Origin of the sequence: Bifidobacterium sp. SO1 (assembly GCF_018555335.1) — a bacterium.
GTDB classification, from domain to species: Bacteria; Actinomycetota; Actinomycetes; order Actinomycetales; family Bifidobacteriaceae; genus Bifidobacterium; species Bifidobacterium simiiventris.
This window is the reverse complement of record NZ_JAFEJR010000019.1, coordinates 1-23,440: the sequence shown is the minus strand read 5'-3', so window position 1 is coordinate 23,440 and position 23,440 is coordinate 1. Positions and strand designations below refer to the sequence as shown.

Here is a 23,440-nt window from a genome sequence, read left to right as displayed (position 1 = left end):
CGTTTTCCGCTAGAAGGCTCACGGCTTAGCACAGGTCGAGGGCGTCGCGCAGGAAGTCGCGCTGGAGGGTGAGCAGGTTCTCGGCCACCGTCTCGTCGTTGGTCATGTGCGTGATGCCCGTGAGCGGCAGGTACGTGTGCGGCCGGCCGGCGGCCATGAGCGCTTGGCTCAGTCGCAGGCTGTGCGCGATGGTGACGTTGTCATCGGCGAACCCGTGGATGAGCATGAGCGCGCGATGCAGTTTCGGCGCATCCTGCACGATGCCGTTGCGCGCGTACACCTCGGGGTCGAGGCCGAGATAGCGCTCGGTGTAATGCGTGTCGTACAGCGTCCAGTCGGTCGGCGGGGCGCCGGCGCAACCGGCCTTGAACACGTCGGGCGCGTCCAGCACGGCGAGCGCGGAGAGGAAGCCGCCGTACGACCAGCCGATCATGCATACCTTGTCAAGGTCGGGGGCGGGGATGGCCGGGCGGGCGGCGCTGTCGCCGGTGTCGTTGCCGGCGCGCAGCGATTCGTCGGCGTTGAGCGCGGCGATCGCGTCAGGCAGCGCGTGCACGGCATCGACTTGGTCGGCTAGCGTCACGTCCTTCATGTTCTCGAAGATCTCGCGGTCCCACTTCGGTCCGCGGCCGGTGGTGCCGCGGCCGTCCGCCGTCACCACGAGGAATCCCTGATCGGCCCACCACTGCGCTTCCCAGTACATGTACTGGTTCGCGATGACCTGCTGGAATCCCGGTCCACCGTACGGCTTCATGAGCACCGGCAGCTGCTCGGCGTGCGCGTACGGGCTGCTGGCGCTCGGCGCGATGATGGCCGTGTACAGGCGGTGTTCGCCGAGCCGCATGAACGTGACGTTCGCGGTGAAGCCCGGTTCGGCGGCATGGTTCGCGATCTCGAAGCGGCGCGGTTGGGTTGCGCTCGGGCCGGCGGGCTGCTGGTCGCCGGTTTGCGGGGCGATCGTCTCGTGCCACATCTGCGATTTGAGATGGGTCATGTCGTGACCGGACACGACGATGCCGCGCGGTCCGCGCGAGGCCGTCCATGCGCCGGGGGCAGTGGTGACCGGCGTGACCGTGCCATCGTATGCAATGCTCACCACGTCGAAACTGCGAGCGTCGTGACCGCCGACCAGCCGCTCGTCCGCGACACCTGCCGCGTCGCCGTCGGCCCACGCGGCCGGCACGTCGGGCGCGAGATCGGGTTCGCGCTGCACGCGCACGAGCACGTCGTGATCGGTCACGTCGAGCAAGTCGCGCACGTTCCAGCCGGCCGGCGTGAACGGCCGGCCGTCGACCGTCAGCCGGTTCGTGTCCGTGTCCATATCGTTGAGCGGGCAGATCAGTCGACCGTCCGGCGCGAACGTTGGCGTTCCGTGCACGAGGTCGATCCACTGGTCGTTGTGGTGCGTTTCGAGCACGCGCGTCGCACCGGACTGCGCGCCATCGACCGTGACCGCGAGCACCTGATCATTGCGCTGGCAGCGATCCTGCACGAGCACGATCAGATCGTGGCCCTTGTTCCAGTTGACGGCGGCGATGTATTCGTACGTCTTGCGATCCCACTTGACGGACGCACCGGCGATGCCGCAGTAGCGATCGTTGTCATCGAAGGAGAGCTCGGCGACGGTCAGATGCGTGTCGGCGTTGCGCGTGAGGGCGCGCGGGTAGTGGCGGCCGTCCGCGGGATGGTCGGGGTTGGCCGGGTCGCTGATGTACCACATCGGTTCGGGCGACATGTCGAACGACTCGAAGAGAATGTGGCGCGAGTCCGGCCCCCACCAGAAGCCGTCATAGCGGTCCATCTCCTCGCCTGCGACGAACTCGGCGAGACCGATCTTCCACGTGTTTTCGGCGACATGTTCGCCATCGTTGTCACCGCTGCGATCGTTGTCGCACACACTCCAGATCGAGCCGATCCGGTCGCCGGCCACCGTCTCGTCGTCGTCCGCGGCGATCGTACCTTCCAGCAGCGCGGCTTCCGCATTGTCCGCGGCGACGAACACGCCGTCGTTGAGTTCGCCGGCCGGCTGATCGGCGACGGCCTGCGCATCGTCCCAGTCGGCGATGTCGATGAGGATGAGATGCTCGCCAGTCGTGTACAGCACGTGCTTGCCGTCCGGGCTGATGCGCGGGTTGAGGACCGGGCCGTAGATCCACTGGTCGTCGGTGTCGAGCTGGGGTGCGGCAAGCTGACGCGTGCGGGCGGTCGGGGCGTCATCGAGAGCGGTACCGTCAATGATTTCGGTGAGGAACAGACGGCCGTTGATCGTGAAGACCACGCGGCGGCCGGCAGCATCGACCGAGTAGCTCACGATGCCCATGCCACCTTCGCGGGCACGCTCGCGGCGGGCCTTCTCCTCGGCCGGCACGTCCTCGGAATCCGCATCGGCGAGCAGGTCGCGCGGGTCGGCGAGTTTGGCCTCATGATGCGTGCCGTCTGGGGAGATCACGCTCAGCCACAGCGCGGTTACGAGGTCTTCGGGGCCGTCCGAGCGCAGGAACAGGGCGCGGGTGCCGTCGCCGATCACCTGTGCGGAGCGCGGCGCGCCGCAGCCGAAACGCAGCGTGCGGGCACGCAGTTTGGGGAACGCGGCGATCGCGTCGTTGACGGCGGCGGCATCATTGATATTCACCGCGGTGCCGTTGACGACATTATCGGTATTCGTCGCGGCGTCGTTGTTGACGCCGTTCACAGCAGTATCTTCACTCATACCGCGCCACCTTACCCCGCCGCCCGCACACCCGCGTTAACGATCACTATTCCGTGGATATCGCACATGACAGCACGGCGACATCGCAGCATCGCCGGCACGATCATCAGAGTTATCCACAATCGCCACAAAAGACGCCAGTCGGTTATCCACAACACATGTGGACAGACACGCCGGGTGTGGATAACCCGATACCTTTCGACCACATACCCCGGTTTGGCTTGCGCGGGGACCAGCTGATACGTACAGTCATCGTCCATTCCGCACCGACGCGAAAGGACGATCAATGACCGACAGCCCATTCCCAATGTATGACAATCGTCATACGGCATGGTACGATGATCATCAGGAACCCGATATCGACATCCACCCGCACGCGTTGACCGCACACGGGTTGACGAGTGCGCAGATCGAGTCGGCATTCGTCACGCGCATCGGCCCGGCCCGCATCCGCGCACGGGATCACGACGCCGATCCGCCGCGTTGGGCGGCCGTCGGATTCGACCAGCAGCGCCGTGCGATCGAACTCGTGTATGTCAAGACCGCGGACAAGGCACCGCTCATCATTCACGCCAACTATCTGACCAAAGGATTCTTCAAAGAATGGAGTCAAGCATGAAGCAGTATCTGGCCGAAGACGGCACACCCATCACCGACGAAATGGTCGAACGCTGGGCACAGGAGGCCGAGGACGGGTTCCCGGATTGCACGCTCACCCGCGAATCGGATCCGTTCCCGCCAAGTCGCGTCGATATGAAGGCCCACACCATCCGCGTTCCGGACGAGCTGTGGACGCTCGTGGAGGCCGCTGCCAACATCAAGCACATCACACCGAGCGAATACACGCGGCAGGCACTCGGCCAAAGCCTCGCGCAATCTGGACTCACCCGCGAACAGAAGCTCCTCGTTTACGCGCAGACGCATCACCTCACGCGAGAGGAAGCCATCAACGAACTCATCGATCGAGCGTTGGCATAGACTCCGACACAATCCGCCGGACTTATCCACAAATTGAGCGAGGCCGAACAGTCGGTTATCCACAACAAATGTGGACAGACACGCCGGGTGTGGATAACCCGATACCTTTCGACCACATACCCCGGTTTGGCTTGCGCGGGGAAGTCGGTATCGGATATGGTCATCGGACATCGCGCAGCCGAAACCGGCCCGCAGCCGTATCGACGAAGGAGCGACGACCATGACCGCCACAACCGTACCGATTCACGCGCCCCGCAGCATCGCGCCGCCCAACCCCGCACCACATTACATAGTACAATATCCTGTACAATCACTATCGCCGCCGCGAATGGAGATCAACATGGTGCAGGCAGTGTCGTACAGCGCGTTCCGCAACAATCTCAAGTCATACATGCGCAAGGTCAACGAAGACGCCGACATGCTGCTGGTCACCAACGTCAACCCCGAAGACAACGTGATCGTCATGAGCGTCAACGACTACGATTCGCTTATGGAATCGGCGCGAGTGGCGCAAAACCCGTATCTGCGCAGCAAGGTCGCGCGCGGCATCGCGCAACTCGAGCAGGGCGGCGGCGCGCAGCACGACCTCATTGAACCGGAGGATGAATGATGCTGCTGTGCTGGACGGACGACGCGTGGAACGACTACCTGTACTGGCAATCACAGGACAAACGAACGCTTAAACGCATCAACACACTCATCAGAGACATGCAGCGCGACCCGTTCGCAGGCATCGGCAAGCCGGAACCGCTTAAGTGGATATTCGACAACGCCTGGTCACGTCGCATCGACGCGGCAAACCGGCTGATCTACACGGTCGACGGCGACCGACTGTGTATTCTGTCCGCGAAAGACCACTACTAGACGCGCGCGGCTACGACATCGGATGGAAGCAACCGCGCGATGCCAATCGACTACGGTCCAACACCGTCGCCTCGCACGCCGCACGGAAAGCAACTGCGGAACAGAACGAGCCACTCACCCGATGAGGTCGGCTTCACGCAGGTTGCGGGCCACGGCGCGTTCGCGAGCGCCCTTGGTCGCGGCGAACCCGGCGGCGACGAGCAGGAACATCGCCGTGCAGCAGATCCACAGCGTGCGGCTGCCGAAGCGGGAAATCATCCAGCCGCCGACCAGCGGCGCGGCGCCGTTCGACAGCGACCAGACGAGGTTGTACAGGCCCTGATACGTGCCGCGCGCGTTCGCCGGGGCGAGGTTCGCGACGGTGGTCGCGGCGATCGGGAATGTGCCGAGTTCGCCGAGCGTCCACAGCACGGCGGCGATCGCGAAGCCGTGCCATGTGGTCGCGCCGATCTGGAACGCGTAACCGACCGCGGTCATGAGCATGCCGAGGACGAGCACGCGCGTGTTGCTCATGCGGTTGAACACGGCGAGCGACGGGATCTGCAGCAGGCACAGCATGCCACCGTTGATCGTGAGCAGCACGGAATACTGGTCCGTGCCCATGCCGAGCTGCGTGAGCGCGATCGGCAGGCCGCTGGTGAGCTGGAAGTACGCGATCGTATAGCAGAACATGAACACGACCATCGACATGAACGGCCAGTCGGTGAGCGCGCGACGGTAGTTGTCGAGCATCGAGACGGGCTGCTCTGCGGATTGATCGGATCGCCCCTCTCCCCTGTCATCTCGACCGGAGCGAAGCGGAGCGGAGAGATCTTCCGAGGCTGACGCGGCCGGACTTGGAGAAGATTTCTCGACTTCGGCTTCGCCGTCGCTCGAAATGACATCGGCAGCCGCGCCGCGGCCGGCGAGTTTGCGGGCTTCGTGGAAGAAGACGATGAGCATGACCGTCGCGACGACGAGGATGACGGCCTCCGCGTAGAACATCAGCGTGTACGAGATCTTGACGAGCTGGTTCGCGATGATCGGGCCGATCGCGAACCCGAAGTTGACCGCCCACGTTTGCAGCGTGTACGCACGTTTCTGCGCGCGCATCGGCACGACGTCGGCGATGTACGCGGCGATGGCCGGGGTCGGGATGGACGAGATCGCACCGTAGACGAGCAGCATCGCGCCCATCACGAACGGATCGTCGATGAACGACAGGATGATCAGCATGATCGCCGCGCCGATCTCGCCGCTGATGATCATCGACTGACGGCCGAACCGGTCGGACAGCGAACCGCCGAACAGACAGCCGAAGATGCCGCCGAATCCGTACATGGAAACGATCGTGCCGGCGACGCCCGCGTCGACGTGCAGGTCTTTGACCAGATACATCGACATGAACGAGATGACGAAGCGCCCCATCCATAGGATCAGCAGGGCCAGCCACAGGCCCCAGAACAGCAGGGGCAGTCCGAAGATATTGCGTCGCGTCATCGATTGTTTCACGGGAAACATCCTATTACGCCCGCATATGCCGGCACACCGCGTTTGGCGCGGGGTGCTGGGAGAATGGCACCTATGGCTATTAAGAAAGGACCGACCAAGGGGTCGGGTGGAAAGCATCGTAATGCATTGCGCGGGCACGGGCCGACTCCCAAGGCCGAGGACCGCGTGTATCACAAGGCGTATCGCGAGAAGAAGATCGCACAGCGCCGTCAGATGGCCGATCCGCGACTGGCTGCACGCCGTCGCGCGGCCAAGTTCACGTCGGATTCCGATGATCTGGTCATCGGCCGCAACGCGGTGCTCGAGGCGCTGCGCGTGGGCGTGCCGAGCTCGCAACTGTACATCGCCGCGCGCATCGAACATGACGACCGCACTCGCGAGATCGTCAAGCTGGCCGGCGCGAACGGTCTGCATCTGCTGGAGGCCGACCGTCTCGAGATGGATCGCATCGCGCACTCCTCGAACCACCAGGGCGTGGTGCTCAAGGTGCAGCCGTACCAGTATTCCGCACTGGCCGATCTGGTCGAGCAGGCCGAACGCAAGTCGCGCGCGATGGAGGCCGCAAATTCGGCCGCCGCACGTATCAACGCGCGTCCGCTGTTCATCGCGCTGGACGGCGTGACCGACCCGCAGAACCTCGGCGCGGTGATCCGTTCGGCGGCGGCGTTCGGCGCGAACGGCGTGATTCTGCCGGAACGTCGTTCCGCTTCGGTGACGGCGGCGGCATGGAAGGTGTCGGCCGGTGCGGCCGCGCACATGCCGGTGGCACGCGTGGTGAACCTGAACAAGGCGATCGACGGTCTCAAGGAACGCGGCTACTACGTGGTCGGCCTTGACGGCGGCGGTGACGCGATGGTGGGCGAGACCGGTTTCGAAACCGATCCGCTCGTGGTGGTGCTCGGTTCGGAGGGCAGCGGCCTGAGCCGTCTTGTACGCGAGGCGTGCGATTCGATCGCCGGCATCCCGATCTCGAACATGGTCGAGTCGCTCAACGCGTCGGTCGCCGCGGGCATCAGCCTGTACGCGGTCGCCCGCGCCCGCCGCGAGGCCGCCGCCGCGCAGGCGTGACCCCAGTTTAAGGCAACATACAAAAACGGTCGTGACCCGGCACCTGATGTCGGGTCACGACCGTTTTTTGCATCAGGCCGGCAGTATGCCCGGGAAGGCGGCACAACCTCCCGGGCATACGCCCGGTTTTACGGTCCGTACTGGCCGTATGCCCGGGGGAAAGGAACGGGACACCCGCCACGGGGAACACAACCACTCATCCCGGGCATACGGCCGTTTTCAACCCTCAAACCGGCCTCATGCCCGGGAAGGAACGCGCACCTCGAGGGGAACATGGGCACCCTCAGACGCACTCCCCGGGCATACGTCCGTTTTAGGAGCCGGAACCGGCAGTATGCCCGGGAAGGCGGCACACCCTCCCGGGCATACGGCCGGTTTTACGGCCTTTACCAGCCATATGCCCGGGGAAAGGAACGGGACACCCACCACGGGGAACACAACCACCCATCCCCGGGCATACGGCCGTTTTCAACCCTCAAACCGGCCTCATGCCCGGGAAGGAACGCGCACCTCGAGGGAAACATGGGCACCCTCAGACGCACTCCCCGGGCATACGGCCGTTTTAGGAGTCGAAACCGGCAGTAAGCCCGGGAACCCGGCACACCCTCCCGGGCATACGGCCGGTTGTGTGGCTGTTACTGGCCGTATGCCCGGGAAGGAACGGAACACACGCCGCGAGCGGAAACATAACCACCTCTTCCCCGGGCATACAGCCGTTTTCACCTCTCAAACCGGCAGCAAGCCCGGGAGAAACGCACGCTTCGAGGGAGCAGCGGGCGCCCGCAGACGCGCTTCCCGGGCATACGGCCGGTTTCGTGGTCATTACCGGCCGTATGCCCGGGAAGGCGGGGCGTGTTGCCGCTGGCGGAGGGATGAACGCAGAGCGGCGATGAACGGGATACCCGTTCACCGCCGCTGCCTATCGGGATGGGACAGACTCCGCTACTTAGTGGCCGAGTTCTCGGACCAGAGGGCGTAGAGCGTGCCGTCACGGTCGATCGGGATCTTGCTCTCGTACCGGTTGGTGTCCTTGTTCCACTCGAAGCCGAAGGCACTGCCGCCGGTGAACCTGCCGGTGCCGTCGTCCTTGCCCATGGCGAGGGCGTCGTTGCGCACGGTCGTCCAGCCCTGGAATGTGTGGTCCTTCCGCACCGGGTTCTTCGTCGGCTTGAGCAGCTTCTCGCCGTCGTACACCTGCTGCGGGTTCAGCTCGGTTCCGGCATCGGTCGGCAGCTCACCGCCGTTAAGGTCGAACGTGATCGTCCACACGTCACCGCTCTTCTCCCACTTGGCGTACAGCGTCGTGTCGGCCGTCACCGTGCTGGTGCCGAACGTGAACTTGGAGTCGTCGGTCAGATCCTTGCTGGTGTACCAGCCCGCGAACTTGTACCGGTCGCGGGTCGGCACGGTCGGCTCGACGGCACCATGGTCGCTGGTGGCGATGCCCTCGTCCACGGTCTGCGGGTCGATCATCGGCGCGCCGTCGTAGTTGAGGTTGAACGACAGCGTCCACACCTTCACCCACTGCGCGTACAGGTCGAGGTCGTCGGTCACGGTCTCGCGAGTGAAGTCGAACGTCGTCTTACCCGCGGCATCGCTCGTCCATCGATCCAGACGATACCCGTCGCGAGTCGGCGCGGAACCGTCGCCCGGAGCCGTGACCTTTTCGCCGGCCTTGACGTACACCGCCGTCACGTCCGCGACGTCGCCGGAACCGTTGGCCGCGGCATTGTCGTGGAACGTCACGATGTGGTACGTGTCGTTCGGATCGCCCCACTTCGCGTGCAACGTCAGGTCGCTCGTCACCTTGGCGGTGAAGAAGTACGGCGTATCGGTGGCGTTGCCGGAACCGTCGTCCGTCACCCAGCCGATGAACTTCTTGCCGTCCATCGTCGGGTCGGTCGCCGGCTTGGTCACGGTCTCGCCGTAGTTGACGCGCTGGGACGCGACCGCGGAACCACCGTCGCCGGTCGAGAACGTCACCGTGAACTCCTTGATCTTCCAGTGCGCGTACAACGTCATGTCGCCGCTCACCGCGGTGTTGAAGTCGTACTTGGCACCGGTGTCGTCGGCCTTGGTGTACCACCCGTCGAAGGTGTAGCCTTCGCGGGTCGGATCGGCGGGCTGCGTGGCCTTGTCGCCGTCGGCCACAGTCTGCGAGTCAACCCACGAGCCGCCCTCACCAGTGTCGAAGCTGACCAGGTTGGCCTTGGTGTACTGCGCCCACAGCTTGAGGCGTCCATACACCGGGGTGCCGTCCTCGCCGAGCTTGAACAGTCCGGTCGAGCCGTTCTCGCGCGTGCTCCATCCGTTGAAGATGTAGCCGGGCCGCTGCGGCACCTGACGCGGGTCGAGTTCCGCGACCGTGCCGCCGTACGGCACCGTCTGCGGGCTGACGTTCCAGTCGAACAGGGTCTTGAACGTCACGCCGGAGACGGCCGGGCGATGCGTGTAGATCGTTGGATCGTCGCCGATGAGCCAGATCTCGGCCGTACCGGTGTTCGTCTGGCCGGCCTCCACGGTGATCGCCGACTCGGGGACCAGTCGATCCGCATCCGGATCCTTGCCGCTCCACGAGTCGCCGCCCTTGCGCACGATGAACTCGGGGCTGCGGTTGCCCTTCGTCTCCTGCATGTACTCGATCGTGGCGATCATGCCGTAGTCGTCGTGGTCGGTGAACTTCACCGCGGAACCGGTCTGCTCGCCCGACCATGTCCACAGATCCCAGCCGTTCCACGCGTCCTTATCGAGGTTGTATTCCTGATAGTTGGCGTCGGCGCGCATGTAGTGCACGGTGATGGTGAGTTTCTTCGGGTTCTTCACGTCGTTCGGTTGAGGGGTCGTCGCCGGATCGCGCGCCTCCGACGACTTGTCGTAGGCGACGTTCTGCTCGACCCACGATTCGATCGAGCCGCGCACCTTGGCCAGCACGCTGCCGGAGTGGTAGTCGATCACTGCGGCAGCGTACGCATCGGACGTGCCGGCGACAGCTCCCTCGTCGGTGGAAGCGGAACCGACAATGCGATACTGCACCTTCGTGTAGTCGCCCTTCAGCGTCGTGGTCATGCGCATGGTGCCGTCGTTCTCGGTCGCGTTGAACGCGTGGTATTCGGCCGCCAGGCCATCCGCCCACACGACCACGCCGGTCGCCTTCTTCTGCGTGTCGTTCGCCGCCTTGAAGTGCACGGTGAACGTGGTCTGCGGCGTCACGGCGCAGGTGAACGGCACGCCGATCGTCTCGTCGTGGTTCTCGATCGCGGTCAGCACCGTGCCGACCGCATTCTCGTACCAGACGCCGTTTTCTGCGTCGTTCGTGGTGCCGTTATGGTAGTCCCACGTGCCGTTACCGTTGGTGAACCGGTAGCGCAAGCGTTGCGACGTCACGTCCTTGATGGTGATCTGGTACCAGCCGTCGGCGTCCGCGCACGAGTCGCTTGAGGCCGAGACCTTCGTCATCTTCACCGGGGTGTCGATGGGCAGGTTGCTGCCGGACGCGTACTGGATGTATACGTTCTCGCCCCAATCGGCGCTCGGCTTGTAGTAGATCGTGGTGTCGGTGTCGCCGATGCGTCCGGTGGCCACCTCATCGTCGTAGCCGGAGTCGGTAGTGCCCTTGTCGCCGTAGCCCTTCCAATCGTCCTTGGTCATGCCGTCGTAGATCGCCACGGCGGAGCGCTTGCCGATCGTCGCGGTGAACTGGCCGCCCTTGACCTCGACCTCGTCGCACTTCGTGCTGGACGTATACACGTTGCAGTAGATGCCGTTGTGCAGGTTCGTCTTATACGTTTCCTGATGCTCCTGCAGCGTGTTGTTGATCGCGATAAAGCCCTTGTCCTCGCCGGTCGTCGAGTCGCGGCGCGCGAAGCCGATGTTGTTGGTGCCGTTGTTCTGCCAGTTCGCGACGGACGTGCCGGCGACCGCGTTGTGGAAACCGATCATGCCGCGCACGGACGCCCAACGCTGCTCGCACAGCCAGTCGCCCTGCTTGCGCGTGATCTCGGATGCGGCGACGGCGACGGACGACGAGTTGCCGCTCGCCGTGCAGACCGTGTCGAAATCGACGTACGGCGCCTGCGTTTCGGTCGTGCCTTCCGCGCCGGCGTCTTGCTGGTCTTCGGTGAAGTAGTAGTCGGACATCAGTTTCGGCTTGCCGTAGTCGTACGCGAGCATGAAGGCGTTCGCGAGTTCGTACCGCGAGCCGGATTCGGCCGTCAGCGTTTCGGAACCGCGTGCGGTATCCCAGTTGGACACGAACACGGTGGCCTTGTCGCTGGGCAGCAGACCGTTCGTGATGTACTGCAGACGGCTGATGTCGTCGTTGAAGTACTGCTTGAGCTGTGTGGCGTACGAGAATTCGGTGACGTCGCCGTTGCTCGTGTAGTTGCCCGGCGCGAGTTCGCTCGCCTCGCCGGGATGGTAGATGACCTCCTGCTGGAACGGGATGGCGCTGGTCGGCACACCGATCTTCGCCGCCAGCTTGGCCTTGATGCCGGCGAGGTCGGCGGTGCTGATGTGCTTGGACGAGTCGATACGGAAGCCGCGTACGCCGATGTTCCATAGATGCGCAAGATAGTCGGACTGGATGTCCTGCACGTGGCTGGAACCGGTGTTGATGTCCCACATGGTCAGCAGTCGGCATTCCTGGACCTCACGCACGTTGGTGTAGTCCTTGATGTCGTCGCGGCACGAGTGGAAGTCGCCGGAGGGGAGGCCGTACTGGTGGTTGTTGCCGTTCTCCTCGTACTGGTAGATGCCGATGCCCGGGTAACGGCCATACGTGCCGTTGTACACGGTGCCGGCCACACCGACCTGATCGTCGACCCAGGCCACATCGTGGCCGGAGGTGTGGTTGAGCACCACGTCGGCGATAATCTGCACGCCGGCGTCCCGGCAGGTCGTGATCATGTTCTTGAGATCGTCCTCGGTACCGAAACGCGAGTTGAGCGAATAGCTGATCGGCTGGTAGACCGTCCACCATTCGGCGCCGCGGATGGATTCCTGCGGTGGGGAGATCTGCACGTAGCCGACGCCTTCGGGACCGTACACCTCGGTGCATTCCTTGGCGATGGTCTTCCACGACTGCTGGAACGCGATCATGGTGACGTCGCTGTTGTTCAGCGCCTTCGCGGTGGCGGTCGTCTGCGTGACGGTCGTCTGCGTGGCGGTCGTCTTGTCCGTCTCGTCGGCAACCGCCGCGACCGAGGTGGCCGCGGCACCGCTGATCGCCATGGCCACGCCGATCAGCGCGGCCGCTATCTTCCTGACGCTCCCGATCATCGGGCGCCTCCCTTCTTGCCGTGCTTATTGCGGCGCGTGCCGCCGATCATCATGCCGTTGCCGTCACGCAGCTGGCTGGCCAGGAACGCGCCGCTGATCGCGATGAACGCGAGGCCGAACAGCATCGTGCGAGCGAGACCTTCGCCGCCGGTGTTCGGCAGCGTCGGGATGATCGTGTTGGTGATGGTGTAGCCCTTGCCGTCCTGGTTGCCGGTGATGATCGGCGGCTGGTAGCCGTCGACCGCGGCGATGATGTTGCCGTTGGCATCGACCTCGCGCACGGTGTACTGCTTGTGCGCGTTCAGGTTCGTGAAGGTGGCGTGCCAGTTGTTGGACTCGCTCAGCGTGGCCTTCTGGCCTTCGACCTTCACCAGTCCGGTCGTGTTGGTGTTCTGCGTGAACGAGATGCCGGGCGTCACCGTGCCGGTATCACCGGTGCCGGCCGCGTCCGAGAACGCGGTGGCCGTGGTGCCGAGCTTGCCGGTCGTCACCTCGTACACCTGCACGTGGATTTCGGTTGGACGCTTGTTCTCGCTGTTGTCGTTGTCGACCCACGCCTTGGTGACGTCGAGCTGGGTGTAGTCCGGCGTATCCGTGTTCTTCAGCGTGAGCGTGATGTCGGCCTTGGGTTCCGTCGACGCGCCGCCGGCCGTGTCGCCTTCGGCGACGGTCGCCGTCTGATCGGACTGGCCATCCGTCGTCGCCGACTTGGACACCTCCACCGTCGAGGCGGTGTAGTCATTCACGGCCTCTTCGGTCAGCGTGTACACGACCTCCTTGCCCTTGTAGTACTTGGGCAGGTTCGTGAACGTGTACGACCATGTGTTGTTGTCGGTCGCGGTCACGTCGGTGCTGCCGGAGTTGCCGGTCGATTCGTCGGCGTCTGCGGACTGCGTGTCTACAGACGAGTCCGAGCCGTCACCGGATGTGCCGGTGTCACCGGTTGAATCAGACTTCGCCGACGTATCCTTCACCTCGCCGTTCTTGTCGAGCACGATGCAGCTCACGCCGTAGACGTTCTTGTTGCTGGATTCGCACTTGTCAGCCTGCGGGGTCGGCCAGCCGTTCACGATGTTCTTGCCGGAGGAATCCTGCCACACGCTCGACAGCAGCCACAGCGTCACGCGCTTCGGGCGCAGGCCGTTGAAGTCGTTCGTGTCGTCCCACACCTTGTTCACCGCGACGTTCACCGTTTCCGGCGTATGTGTGTTGGTGATCTCGTAGACCGGGGTCTTGGAGTCACCAGTCGCCTTCTGCTCCGTGAACGTCACGTTGCAGCCGTCCTTCTTCTCGCCGACAGTGCAGTTGAGATGCTCGTCGTAGCCGTTGTAGTACGCCACGGCTGTCTCGGTCACCGTGTACGTCGTGTACGGGTTGCCGTACGCGTTGTTCTTCGGCAGGTTCTCGAGCGTCCACTTCCACGTATTGGGATCGTCATTGTTCTCCGGCATCTTCAGGTCGGTGACGACCAGCGTTTCCGTGTACTCCTCCTGGCCTTCGGTACCGTCGGTCTTCGGCCGCTTGCTGGTGCCTTTCACGGTCACCTGAATGGACTGCGGACGCTTGCCGTCCTGGTCGCTCTTATCGTCCCAGTTCTTGACCAGTTCGATGTCCTGCGCGTCCGGCTTGTGGATGTTGTACATCGTGAACTCGGCGCCGTCGATGCCTTGCTTCTTGACGATCGTCTGATGGTACTTGTCGGCGTTGTGCTCGTCGGCGTTGACGTCGACCAGTTTCTCGTCGACGGTGTAGCTGTACCGTTCGCCCTGATCATCGTTGCGGTCGAGGCCGGTCCAGTCGTACGTCCAGTTGTTCTTTACATTCAGTTCGACGCAGTATTCGCTGGCATACGAATCCGTGCCGCACTGGTCCACGTCGGCCATCGCCTTGCCGTTGCGGTACAGGATGGCGAACACCTTGAGCTTGTATACGCCGTCCTTATCCTTGCGGTAGCCGTCGGAGTTGCCGTTGTCCTCCCAACGCTTGGTGACGGACACGCTCGTGTACGCCTTGGTGGCGTTCTCGACACGGATCATGTTGCCGTTCTGCGCCTTCTCGTCCACGATCACCTTGCCGTTGAGCACGGTGAACGTGATCGTCGTGTTAATCACGTCGTAGCCGGTCGGGGCCTTAGTTTCGGTGAGCGTATAGGTGCCGTTGGGCAGCTTGAACGTGGTGGGGCCGCCGGCCTTGGTCTGCCACTGCAGATACCGGCCGCTGGCGTCGCGGCAGTCGAACGCGGCGGCGTCGGTGGCCTTGGCCGAATCGGCCGAGCACTCCTGGTAGTCCTTAAAGTCCTCGCCGCTGAACGGGCTGTCGTCACCCTCGAACGTGGTGCCGGTGAGCTTGAACTGCGCGCCCGGCAGTTCGGCCACGCCGGATACGGCCACCTTCGAGACGGTCACGTCGGTCTTGTTGAGCTCGTCGGTCATGGTGATCGTGCTGCCGTTCAGCACGTCCTCGTCGTCGCTGGTGATGGTGATCTTGCCGCCGACCGCGATGGTGAACGCGATGTCGCGCGCCGGCAGGTAGCCGGACGGGGATTCGCTTTCGTGCAGCACGTACGAGCCGGGCTGCAGCGTGACAGTCTGGGTCTTGCCCTTGCGCGACGTCCACGTGAACGGGTCGATCGTCTTGCCGGCAAGCGTGGTGCCGGTGATGGTGAGCGTCGCGCCGGCGATCTCGCCCACGCCGCCGGTCAGACTCACCTTGGAGACCTGCACGTCGGTGGGCTGGTAGACGTCGGTCATCACGACGACGTTGCCGTCCTGCACCTGGCCTTTGACGCGCACCTCGAGCTTCTTGGTCAGCTCGTCGCGGGTGACGGTGAACTCGATCGGGTCGGCCTTGTAGTAACCGGCCGGCGCCTTGGTTTCGGTGAGCGTGTACGTGCCGGGCTCGAGCGCGAATTCCTTCGACTCGCCGGCCTTGCTCGTCCACGTCTCCGTCTTGAACTTCGTGCCGTCGTCCAGCTTGCCGGTGAGCTTCATCTCGGCTCCGGCGATCTCGGTGCCACCGAGGTCGCGCTTGGAGAGGTAGACCTTGGTGTTGTCCGGATAGTGCGTGTTGGTGACGGTGAAGCCTTTGGCGCTGTCCGCGCTGCCGGTGACGGCCACGGTGTAGCCGTTCGGCACCGGCGTCTCCTGCACGGTGTAGACGATCGGCTCGCCGTCGGCGTACTTGGGCAGGCCGGTGAAGCCGGCCTTCCACTTGTTGCCGTCGTTCAGCGTGACGGTCTTGCCCTCGATGGCCTTGCCGTTGGCGTAGAGCTGCACGGTGACGCTGTCCGGACGGGAACCGTCGGAGTTGTTGTCGTCGTTCCACACCTTGGTGACGCCGATCTTGGTCGTGACGGGCGTGTGCGTATTGGTGATGACGCATTCGCGCACGTTGTCGGCCGCGTTGGTCGTGCACTGCGGCTCGCCCTGCGTGTACTCGCCCTTGTCGCCGTCCGCCGCGGTGTAGGTTTCCGTCACCGAGTAGGTGACTTCCTTGCCGCCTTCGCGCACGGGCAGGTTGTTCCATTCCACGGTGGTCTTGTCGGCGCTCGGCGGGATCGTGCGATCCTGACCGGGCACGATAACCAGGTCGCTGCCGCCAACGGACTTCATGAGGTGGAACACGACCGTGCCACGGCCGCCGTCTTGGTTCTCGTTGTCGTCCCACACCTTGGTGGCGCGGAACGACGTGACGTCGCTGCGATCGGTCACGGTCAGGTGCTCGCCGTCCTTGTCGGACATTTCCTTACCGTTGACGATCACCTTGCCGGCGTTCGACACGGTCACGGTGATCGGATCGACCTTCGTGTAGCCTTTCGGAGCCTTGGTCTCGGTGAGCGTATATGTGCCCGGGGCGAGGTTCTCGAACAGCAGGGACTCGCCATTCTTGGTCGTCTGCACCTGCTTGAACGTGGAGTCGCCGTCCTTGGTCAGCGTGAACTCCGCATCGGCGACCCATGCGCCCTGCTCGTCCTTCTTGTCGAGCTTGAACTTGCCCTTCGCCGCGCTGTCGTTGCTCACCGGCCACAGGTAGGTCTGGAGCGTGACGTTGCCGGCCGCGGCGACGGTGAGCGGCTGGCCGTCGACCGTCTTGCCCGTGTAGTAGTCCACGCCCTTGTCCTGGTCCTGACCCGGGAACACCACGTACAACGGCGTATCGGACTTCGTATAGCCTTCCGGCGCCGTTGTTTCGGTCACTTTGTAGATCGTGTCGGCACGCAGGCCCACGGTCTGCGTATAGCCGGACGTGCCGGACTGGAGATTGCCGGTGATCGTCTCTGCACCGGTCTGCTTCCACGCGTTGGGGTTATCGGCATCGGACTTATCCACCGTCAACGCTTCCACCGTGAACTTCGCGCCGTTCAGCGGCTTGGTCGAATCGCCGTCGGCGTACTTGTAGATCTGCAGCGCGTGGGAGCTGTCGGACATGCCGCCCTGCGCCTCGGTCACCTTGCCGGTCTGGTTCGTGGTCTTGTCGCCGCCGCTGTTCTCGAAACCTTCCAGCACGATCCGGTTGCTGCCGAGATCGCCGAAATCCTGTCCCGGAGCCAGCTGCACCGACGCCTTGTACGTGATCGTGATCGCGCGCTTGTCGGGAAGCCGGAACGTGATCTGCCGCGTCACCGGATCGTACGCATACGTGGCACCCAGCACTTCCGCGCCGGTATTCGTATCCGAGATCACCACGCTGTCCATACGCAACGCGAGCGCCGCACCCAGCGTATCGGTCAACGTCAGCGTATTGCCGTTGTTGAGTTCCTTCGCACCGGAGTTCACCTTGACTGTGTAGTTGATGTACGGCGCGGTGGTCTTGTCGTACTTGCCATCCTTGGTCAGCACATCCTTAAGCTCGACGGAGAACTCGGCATGATCCTCGATCTGCGCCTTGCCGTCAACGGTGATCTTCGCCGAGTTCGTCAGCTTCAGCCACCCGTACTGCTGATCCTTATACGCCTGGCTCATATCGGCGATCTTCGTGTCATAGATGATGTTCAGACCGGCCGACGTCTGCGCACGGGCGAACGCGGCGCTGCCCTTGGCGATGGTGAACGTCAACGTGCCGTCGCCGTTGTCGACCACGCTCACACCGCTGTACTTGGTGTAGTTGTCGTCCTCCACGCGCAGCGAACCGGACACGTACGTCGTGTTCTTCGGCATGGTGTCGGTGATGACCACCGACGACACGTTCGCCGAAATGTCATGGACATGCAGCTTCCAGCGCGGGATGCCGGTATCGTGCGGCTTGGCGCCGTTGGGGTCGCCGCCGTCCCAGTATTCGATGGTCGACTTGTTCATGTTGTCGGCACCGCCTTGATGCGTGGCGGTCGCGGTCTTGCCGGCCGATATCGCGGTGTTGTAGAACTTGCGGTCGGCGGGCAGCTTATTCGCGTCCTTGACGCGCGTCGAGTACGCGATGTACAGCGTCGTGCCCTTGTCCAGCTTGTCCTTGAACGTCAACGTGAACGACTTGAGATCGTCGGCGATCTTCGCCTCGACGGTACCGTCGTATCGCTGCGTACGAGCCGCATCAGTGTAGATCGTGATGTTGCCTGCATCGGTGCTCGGGAACTGCTGGTAGTCGCCGACGATGTTCGCGTCAGCGCATGGCGTGACCGTCGTGGTGCCGTTGTTGCTGCTGGTGGTGCTGCCGTTGCAGTCCAGCCGATCCGTCAGCACGGCGCCGGCCGGCAGATCGCTTTTCGCGGTGAACGTCGTGACCCACTTGAAGTTGTCGAGCGCGTCCTCATCGCCGACGTACTGCTTGGACAGGCCGATGGAGTCGTCGGTCACTGTGCCGGAGCCGTCGCCCTTGCTGGTGTCGCTGCCATCGCCGGGATTGAACTCGTAGTTGTTCTTGAACTCCTTGGATTCGCCGGAACCGGCGGCAGGCTTATCGGCATCCTTGACCGCCGTCGTGTAGATGATCTCGTACCGTGCGTACGGCTTGTGCGAGCCGTCCGCATAGTCCGTCTTATACGGGAACTTGGCCGTGCCGTTCTTGAGGTCGCCCCACGTGATAGTGGTGGTCTGGCTGTCATCCGCATACCACTTGTTATCCGAATACCGGACCTTCACCGCCGTATCATCGCTCGGCTCCACCAGACCAGCGCCGAGGACGTCCTTGATCGTGAAACCGTTCGTCACCGAATCGTCACCGGGCTGGATGACGATCGTCCACTGCAGTTTGCCGTCCTTCTGCGTGCCGGTCTTGGTCACGCCCCACGTGTTGTTGAGCAGGATCTGCTTCTCGGTGGTCTTGTGGTTGGTGTCGTCGTCGCTATAGTACTCGAACTTGTTGTTCACCATCTGGCAGGAGGCCTGGTCGCCCAAGCTCTGGCACTTCTTCGACGCCTCGACCACGTCCTTGCGGTTGATGGTCGTGCCGTACTTGACGTACAGCGTCTGGCCGTCGTCCATATGCTTGACGTTCACGCTGAACGCATGGTCGGACTCGCTGAGAATGCTCCACGAACCGGTGTATTCCTGCGTGCAGTTCGCATCGGTGTAGATCTTGACGTCCTTGTTGTACGTGAGCAGGTCGCCCATGGTGTCGTTGAAGCGGACGTTGTCGTTGGTGCCGTTCGACGTGACGTCCACCACGAAGTAGTAGACGCTTGGATCGTTGGTGGAGACGGCGCCGCTCTTGTGCGCCGTGACCTGATGGATGGGCTTCACATCGAATTCGAGGTTGCCGATGCCGGGGAACTCGAACGTTTTCTTGCCGCCGGAGCCGTCATCCTTGTCGGTTTTGGCGATGACGCCGTCGAGCTTCACATACGCCTTGATGTCGGTACCAGCCGCTTCCGCGCGGGTGTAGGTGGCGGTGAGACGGCTGCCGTTCACCACGAACGTGCCGCGCTCCGTGCCGTCGTCGCCGTACATGACGTAGGTCTTGCCGGATTCGAAGGTGAGCCCGGCCGGTAGGTCGTAGGTGAAGGTGTCGCCCTGTTCGACCTTGACGTCGTTGCTGACCGTCCAGTGGAGATCGACGTGGATCGGGTCGTTGTAGTTGACCTTCATGCCGGTGGTATACGACTTGCCGTTGATGGTGATGGAGGTGGAGTCCTTGTTGATCGGGGCGATGTCCGAGCCGATGGTGTACTGCGTGGCGGCTTGGGCCGTGATCGGGCCGACGATGGCACCGGCGAGGAGGGTGGCGAGGGCGACGAGGAGCGCGGCGGCGCGGATGGCCGCGGTGCGCAGGGCGGCTGTGGTGCGGGTGCGGGTGCGGGAGAAACCGTTACGGGATGTGGCGACGGACGAGATCGTTGACGATAGGGAGGATGCCGCAGCACGGCGAGCAGGATCGCCTGTTGATACGGGATCCGCAACGGTGGACGCAAAGTACGTTGCGGCATGGGGTGATGACACAGGTACTGCCAATGATTGCACTGGCTTCCCACTGAAGTTACGCCAGTTTTTTGCAATCGTTTGCAGAATTGATCGCCACATCCTGTGAGCTTTCCACTTCGTCATATCTGCTCCCTACAGCACCTTCTCCGTTGAGCATTGTGCCTGCTCTAGCGTCTCCAAGACCCACCTATGGCCTTACGGCGAAGTATACCCCTCTTCTCCGCCGATCTGCAAATGTTGTCATTTGCAGTACTTGCTGCAATTGCATAATAGCGCTCCAACCATTGCGAACGTAGGCATCGCGTAATGCATCCCCGCGACACGCATCGCGACACGACCGCGTGTCGCGTCTTATCGCGCCCCTTCACGCGTCTCATCGTATCCCTTCGCGCGCCCGGTCAAACGCAAACGAGCGGAGAGACCTTCCACATCACCAAGGATCGGAAGATTTCTCCGCTCGCTTCGATCGGTCGAAATGGCACGTATTCACGGACTCAGGTCCGCTTGCGTGAGGCTCGCCGAACTTCCCTCAAAGCTCGCCTACGCGAAGTCCACTGGTCTTCGCGCCCAACAACTCAGTGAGCCCACACCGCCGCGTCCGGGTCGTCGTCCGGGTTGTAGCCGTCGTCGTCATACGACGAACCGGCCTCGTTGTACGTGTATTCGTCGTCCACCACGCCGGAATCGGCCTCCGCGTTCAGCGCGTCCACGTCCTTCTTGTCGAGCTTGTACTGCGGCAGCACGTTCTCGATGTAGCTCTTCACGGCCTCGGCCATCGGCACGTCGTGGCCGGCCTTCTCCGCCAGAAACCAGCGGTGGTCGAGCACCTCGTGGAAGAACTGCGCCGGTTCGATCTGCGAACGGTACTCGCGCGGGATCATGCGCACGGTCGGCTCGTACACCTCACGCATCCAATCCGTCGCCACGATCTCCAGCTCCTCACCCTCACGCCACGTCGACGCGCGGTACGCATCCAGATCGTTGAGCAGGCGGCGAGCCTGGTTTTCCTGCACGTCGAGGCCGGTCAGACGCAGCAGCTTGCGCGACGCATAGCCGGCGTCGACCACGCGCGGCCGCACGAGCACGCGCTTGCCGTCCTCCGCGGTCTTCATCTCCAGCTCATCCACGTCGAAGCCGAGCTCGTTGAGCTTGTTGACGCGCTTCTCGATCTTCCACATCTCGTCCGGGTTGAACTTGTCGGTGTCCGTGAGCGCGCTCCACAGCGAGTGGTAGCGGTCCGCAAGCCGGTTGCCGACCTCGATCTCGTCGACGTCGCTCGGCAGCAGTCGGCCGGACGACAGATCCATGAGTTCGCCGATGATATTCGTGCGGGCGAGGTCGATATCGTACTCGCGCTGGCCTTCGGTCAGGTTGACGTGCAGGTCGCCGGTTTCGGCGTCGACCAGGAACGCGGAGAACGCGTCGGCGTCGCGCAGGAACAGGACATTCGACAGCGAGACGTCGCCCCAGTAGAAGCCGGCCAGATGCAGGCGGACCATGAGCACGGCCAGCGCGTCGATCAGACGCTCGGCGGTGTCGGGGCGCAGGTTGCGGGCGAACAGTGCACGGTACGGCAGCGAGAACTTGAGATGCTTGGTGACGAGGATCGCTTCGAGCGGCTCGCCGTCGTGCGTGTGACGGCCGGTGACCACGGCGATCGGCTGGACGGTGGGCAGGTCGAGCTTCTGCAGACGGCGCAGCAGCTCGTACTCGCGCTCGGCCACCTGACGGGTGATCTCCTTCATCGCGTACACCTCGTCGCCCACGTGCACGAAACGCACGACGTGGCGGGAGATGCCTCGCGGCAGGTTGGCGAGCAGTTCGGCCGGCCAGGTGGCGAGCGGTTTCTCCCACGGCAGGGTGAACATCTTCGGGTTCGAGCTGGCGGCGGTGATCTTCAGCGCCTGCGGCTCGGGCGTTTCGGCGGACGCATCCTCGGCTTTGACGGATGTGGCCTTGAGGGCGCGCGGGTCCAGTTGGGACAAATCGTTAACTTCCATAGCACTCCATCGTACTTGTACAGGCGGAACGGCTTGCGGGCAGCCTAGGTACAAGAAAGGCCCCGCTACTACGCGGGGCCTTTCCAACGAGGCCTAAGAGAGGAAGAGAATGCCTCGTTTAATGGTTGGTACGGTTATCTCTCCGTACCAAGTATCTACTAGTTCAGACGCAGCTCGGTCGACGGAGCGAACAGGTGCATCTTGGACGGGTCGATCTTGATCTTGACGGTCTCGCCGACCTTCGGCAGCGCACGCGGGTTCACACGAATCGTGGTGAGCTTGTTCTGGTCGGACATGACCTGAGAGGCCTCCGCGGCGGAACCATCGGTGATGATGTTGCCGTAGATGTAGCCGTCAGAACCAAGATCCTCGACGTTGACAACCTTCAGGGAGAAGGCGTTCGGGTCATCCGGGGTGGCCAGGGAGGCATCCTCCGGACGGAAGCCGACGACGATCTTGCCGCCGTCCTCAGCGGTCAGCTTGTTGACGGCCTCGGCCGGCAGATCCACGGTGTCCTCACCGATCTTCGCCTTGCCGTTGACCACCGGGTGGGTGTTCAGGTTCATCGACGGGGAGCCGATGAAGCCGGCGACGAAGACGTTGGCCGGGCGATCGTACAGCTCGGTCGGGGCGCCGACCTGCTGCAGGATGCCGAGCTTGATGACGGCGATGCGGTCGCCCATCGTCAGAGCCTCGGTCTGATCGTGGGTCACGTACAGGGTGGTGACGCCCAGCTGACGCTGCAGAGCAGCGATCTGGGTACGGGTCTGGACACGGAGCTTCGCGTCGAGGTTGGACAGCGGCTCATCCATGAGGAAGACCTTCGGCTCACGGACGATTGCACGGCCCATGGCGACACGCTGACGCTGACCACCAGACAGAGCCTTCGGCTTGCGGTCGAGGTACTCGGTCAGGTCGAGGATCTCGGCGGCCTTCTCGACGCGCTTACGGATCTCGTCCTTCGGAGTGCCGGCGATCTTCAGGGCGAAGCCCATGTTGTCGGCCACGGTCATGTGCGGGTACAGAGCGTAGTTCTGGAACACCATAGCGATGTCGCGGTCCTTCGGCTGCATCGTGGTGACGTCCTTGCCACCGATGAGGATGCGGCCCTTGTTGACCTCTTCCAGGCCAGCGAGCATGCGCAGGGTGGTGGACTTACCGCAGCCAGACGGGCCAACCAGCACCAGGAACTCGCCGTCCTTGATATCCAGATTCAGATCATCCACGGAGGGCTTGTCGTTGCCCGGGTAGATACGAGTAACATGGTCGAAAACGACTTCTGCCATGATGTTTATCCTTTCAGAGACAGGTACGTGTCTCACGATCCGTTGTAAAGGGATGTTGGGTTGTTACTGTGCGTTGGTCCGTGACTTCCCACATCGGCCAAGTCCCAAACCGCGGCGTTCAGTTATCTTCGGTTCGTTGAAGATCTCTTCGCTGAGCCAAGCTCTACTATACACGCCGAGTGCGTTCCGTCAACGGTGTGTTTCGGCGTGTTTCCGCCATTTTTGTAATCTCATCGATAAGATTCCGCATTTCGTCCAATCGTCGAACAAATTCGCCGCGGCTGTCGGATCGTCCTTCGCCCCGGCAGCCGCCCCATCACCACACCCAGCCGCCCTCATCCGCCCGAACCCTGTCCCTTATCCACCTCTTACCCTCCCTCCGCCCCCTCGGGTGTCGCTCTTGGCGTTCCACTT

At 63.1% G+C, this 23,440-nt stretch carries 11 protein-coding genes; 5 read left to right on the top strand and 6 right to left on the bottom strand.

What is annotated here, in order from left to right:
• Nucleotides 1-25: 25 nt before the first annotated feature.
• Entirely contained in the window at nt 26-2,626 is a 2,601-nt protein-coding gene (locus JS541_RS12370; protein WP_346428315.1) for a prolyl oligopeptidase family serine peptidase, read from the bottom strand.
• A gap of 370 nt (nt 2,627-2,996) precedes the next feature.
• Here JS541_RS12370 and JS541_RS12365 point away from each other — a divergent pair, with 370 nt between their 5' ends.
• The 4 genes from JS541_RS12365 (at nt 2,997) to JS541_RS12350 (ending at nt 4,552) form a co-directional block, all read left to right on the top strand.
• Nucleotides 2,997-3,329: a hypothetical protein gene (locus JS541_RS12365; protein WP_214374790.1), complete on the top strand. Its 333-nt coding sequence runs from the start codon at nt 2,997-2,999 to the stop codon at nt 3,327-3,329.
• Complete coding sequence (locus JS541_RS12360) at nt 3,326-3,688, top strand: hypothetical protein (protein ID WP_214374789.1); 363 nt, start codon at nt 3,326-3,328, stop codon at nt 3,686-3,688. The genes JS541_RS12365 and JS541_RS12360 overlap by 4 nt, the downstream gene beginning before the upstream one ends.
• Nucleotides 3,689-4,028: 340 nt before the next feature.
• On the top strand, nt 4,029-4,298 hold the full coding sequence (locus JS541_RS12355; protein ID WP_214374788.1) for a type II toxin-antitoxin system prevent-host-death family antitoxin: 270 nt from the start codon (nt 4,029-4,031) through the stop codon (nt 4,296-4,298).
• Nucleotides 4,298-4,552, top strand: coding sequence for a Txe/YoeB family addiction module toxin (locus JS541_RS12350; RefSeq protein WP_214374819.1), 255 nt, complete (start codon nt 4,298-4,300; stop codon nt 4,550-4,552). Before JS541_RS12355 ends, JS541_RS12350 begins: the two co-directional genes overlap by 1 nt.
• Before the next feature lie 114 nt (nt 4,553-4,666).
• On the opposite strand, the gene JS541_RS12345 is transcribed toward JS541_RS12350, so the two are convergent.
• Entirely contained in the window at nt 4,667-6,031 is a 1,365-nt protein-coding gene (locus tag JS541_RS12345) for an MFS transporter (protein WP_214374818.1), read from the bottom strand.
• An 84-nt stretch (nt 6,032-6,115) separates the two neighbouring features.
• On the opposite strand from JS541_RS12345, the gene rlmB reads away from it, so the two are divergent.
• Nucleotides 6,116-7,111: a 23S rRNA (guanosine(2251)-2'-O)-methyltransferase RlmB gene (rlmB, locus tag JS541_RS12340; RefSeq protein ID WP_214374787.1), complete on the top strand. Its 996-nt coding sequence runs from the start codon at nt 6,116-6,118 to the stop codon at nt 7,109-7,111.
• Between the two features lie 942 nt (nt 7,112-8,053).
• Here the strand turns inward: rlmB and JS541_RS12335 are convergent.
• From JS541_RS12335 to ugpC, 4 genes are all read right to left on the bottom strand, one after another.
• Entirely contained in the window at nt 8,054-12,388 is a 4,335-nt protein-coding gene (locus JS541_RS12335) for an InlB B-repeat-containing protein (RefSeq protein ID WP_214374786.1), read from the bottom strand.
• Nucleotides 12,385-19,758, bottom strand: coding sequence for a Cna B-type domain-containing protein (locus JS541_RS15055; RefSeq protein WP_214374785.1), 7,374 nt, complete (start codon nt 19,756-19,758; stop codon nt 12,385-12,387). The genes JS541_RS12335 and JS541_RS15055 overlap by 4 nt, the downstream gene beginning before the upstream one ends.
• 557 nt (nt 19,759-20,315) lie before the next feature.
• Nucleotides 20,316-21,740: a DUF4032 domain-containing protein gene (locus JS541_RS12325; RefSeq protein ID WP_214374784.1), complete on the bottom strand. Its 1,425-nt coding sequence runs from the start codon at nt 21,738-21,740 to the stop codon at nt 20,316-20,318.
• A gap of 158 nt (nt 21,741-21,898) precedes the next feature.
• A complete protein-coding gene (gene ugpC / locus JS541_RS12320; protein WP_214374783.1) occupies nt 21,899-23,026 on the bottom strand; it encodes a sn-glycerol-3-phosphate ABC transporter ATP-binding protein UgpC in 1,128 nt (375 codons plus the stop codon).
• Nucleotides 23,027-23,440 lie beyond the last annotated feature (414 nt).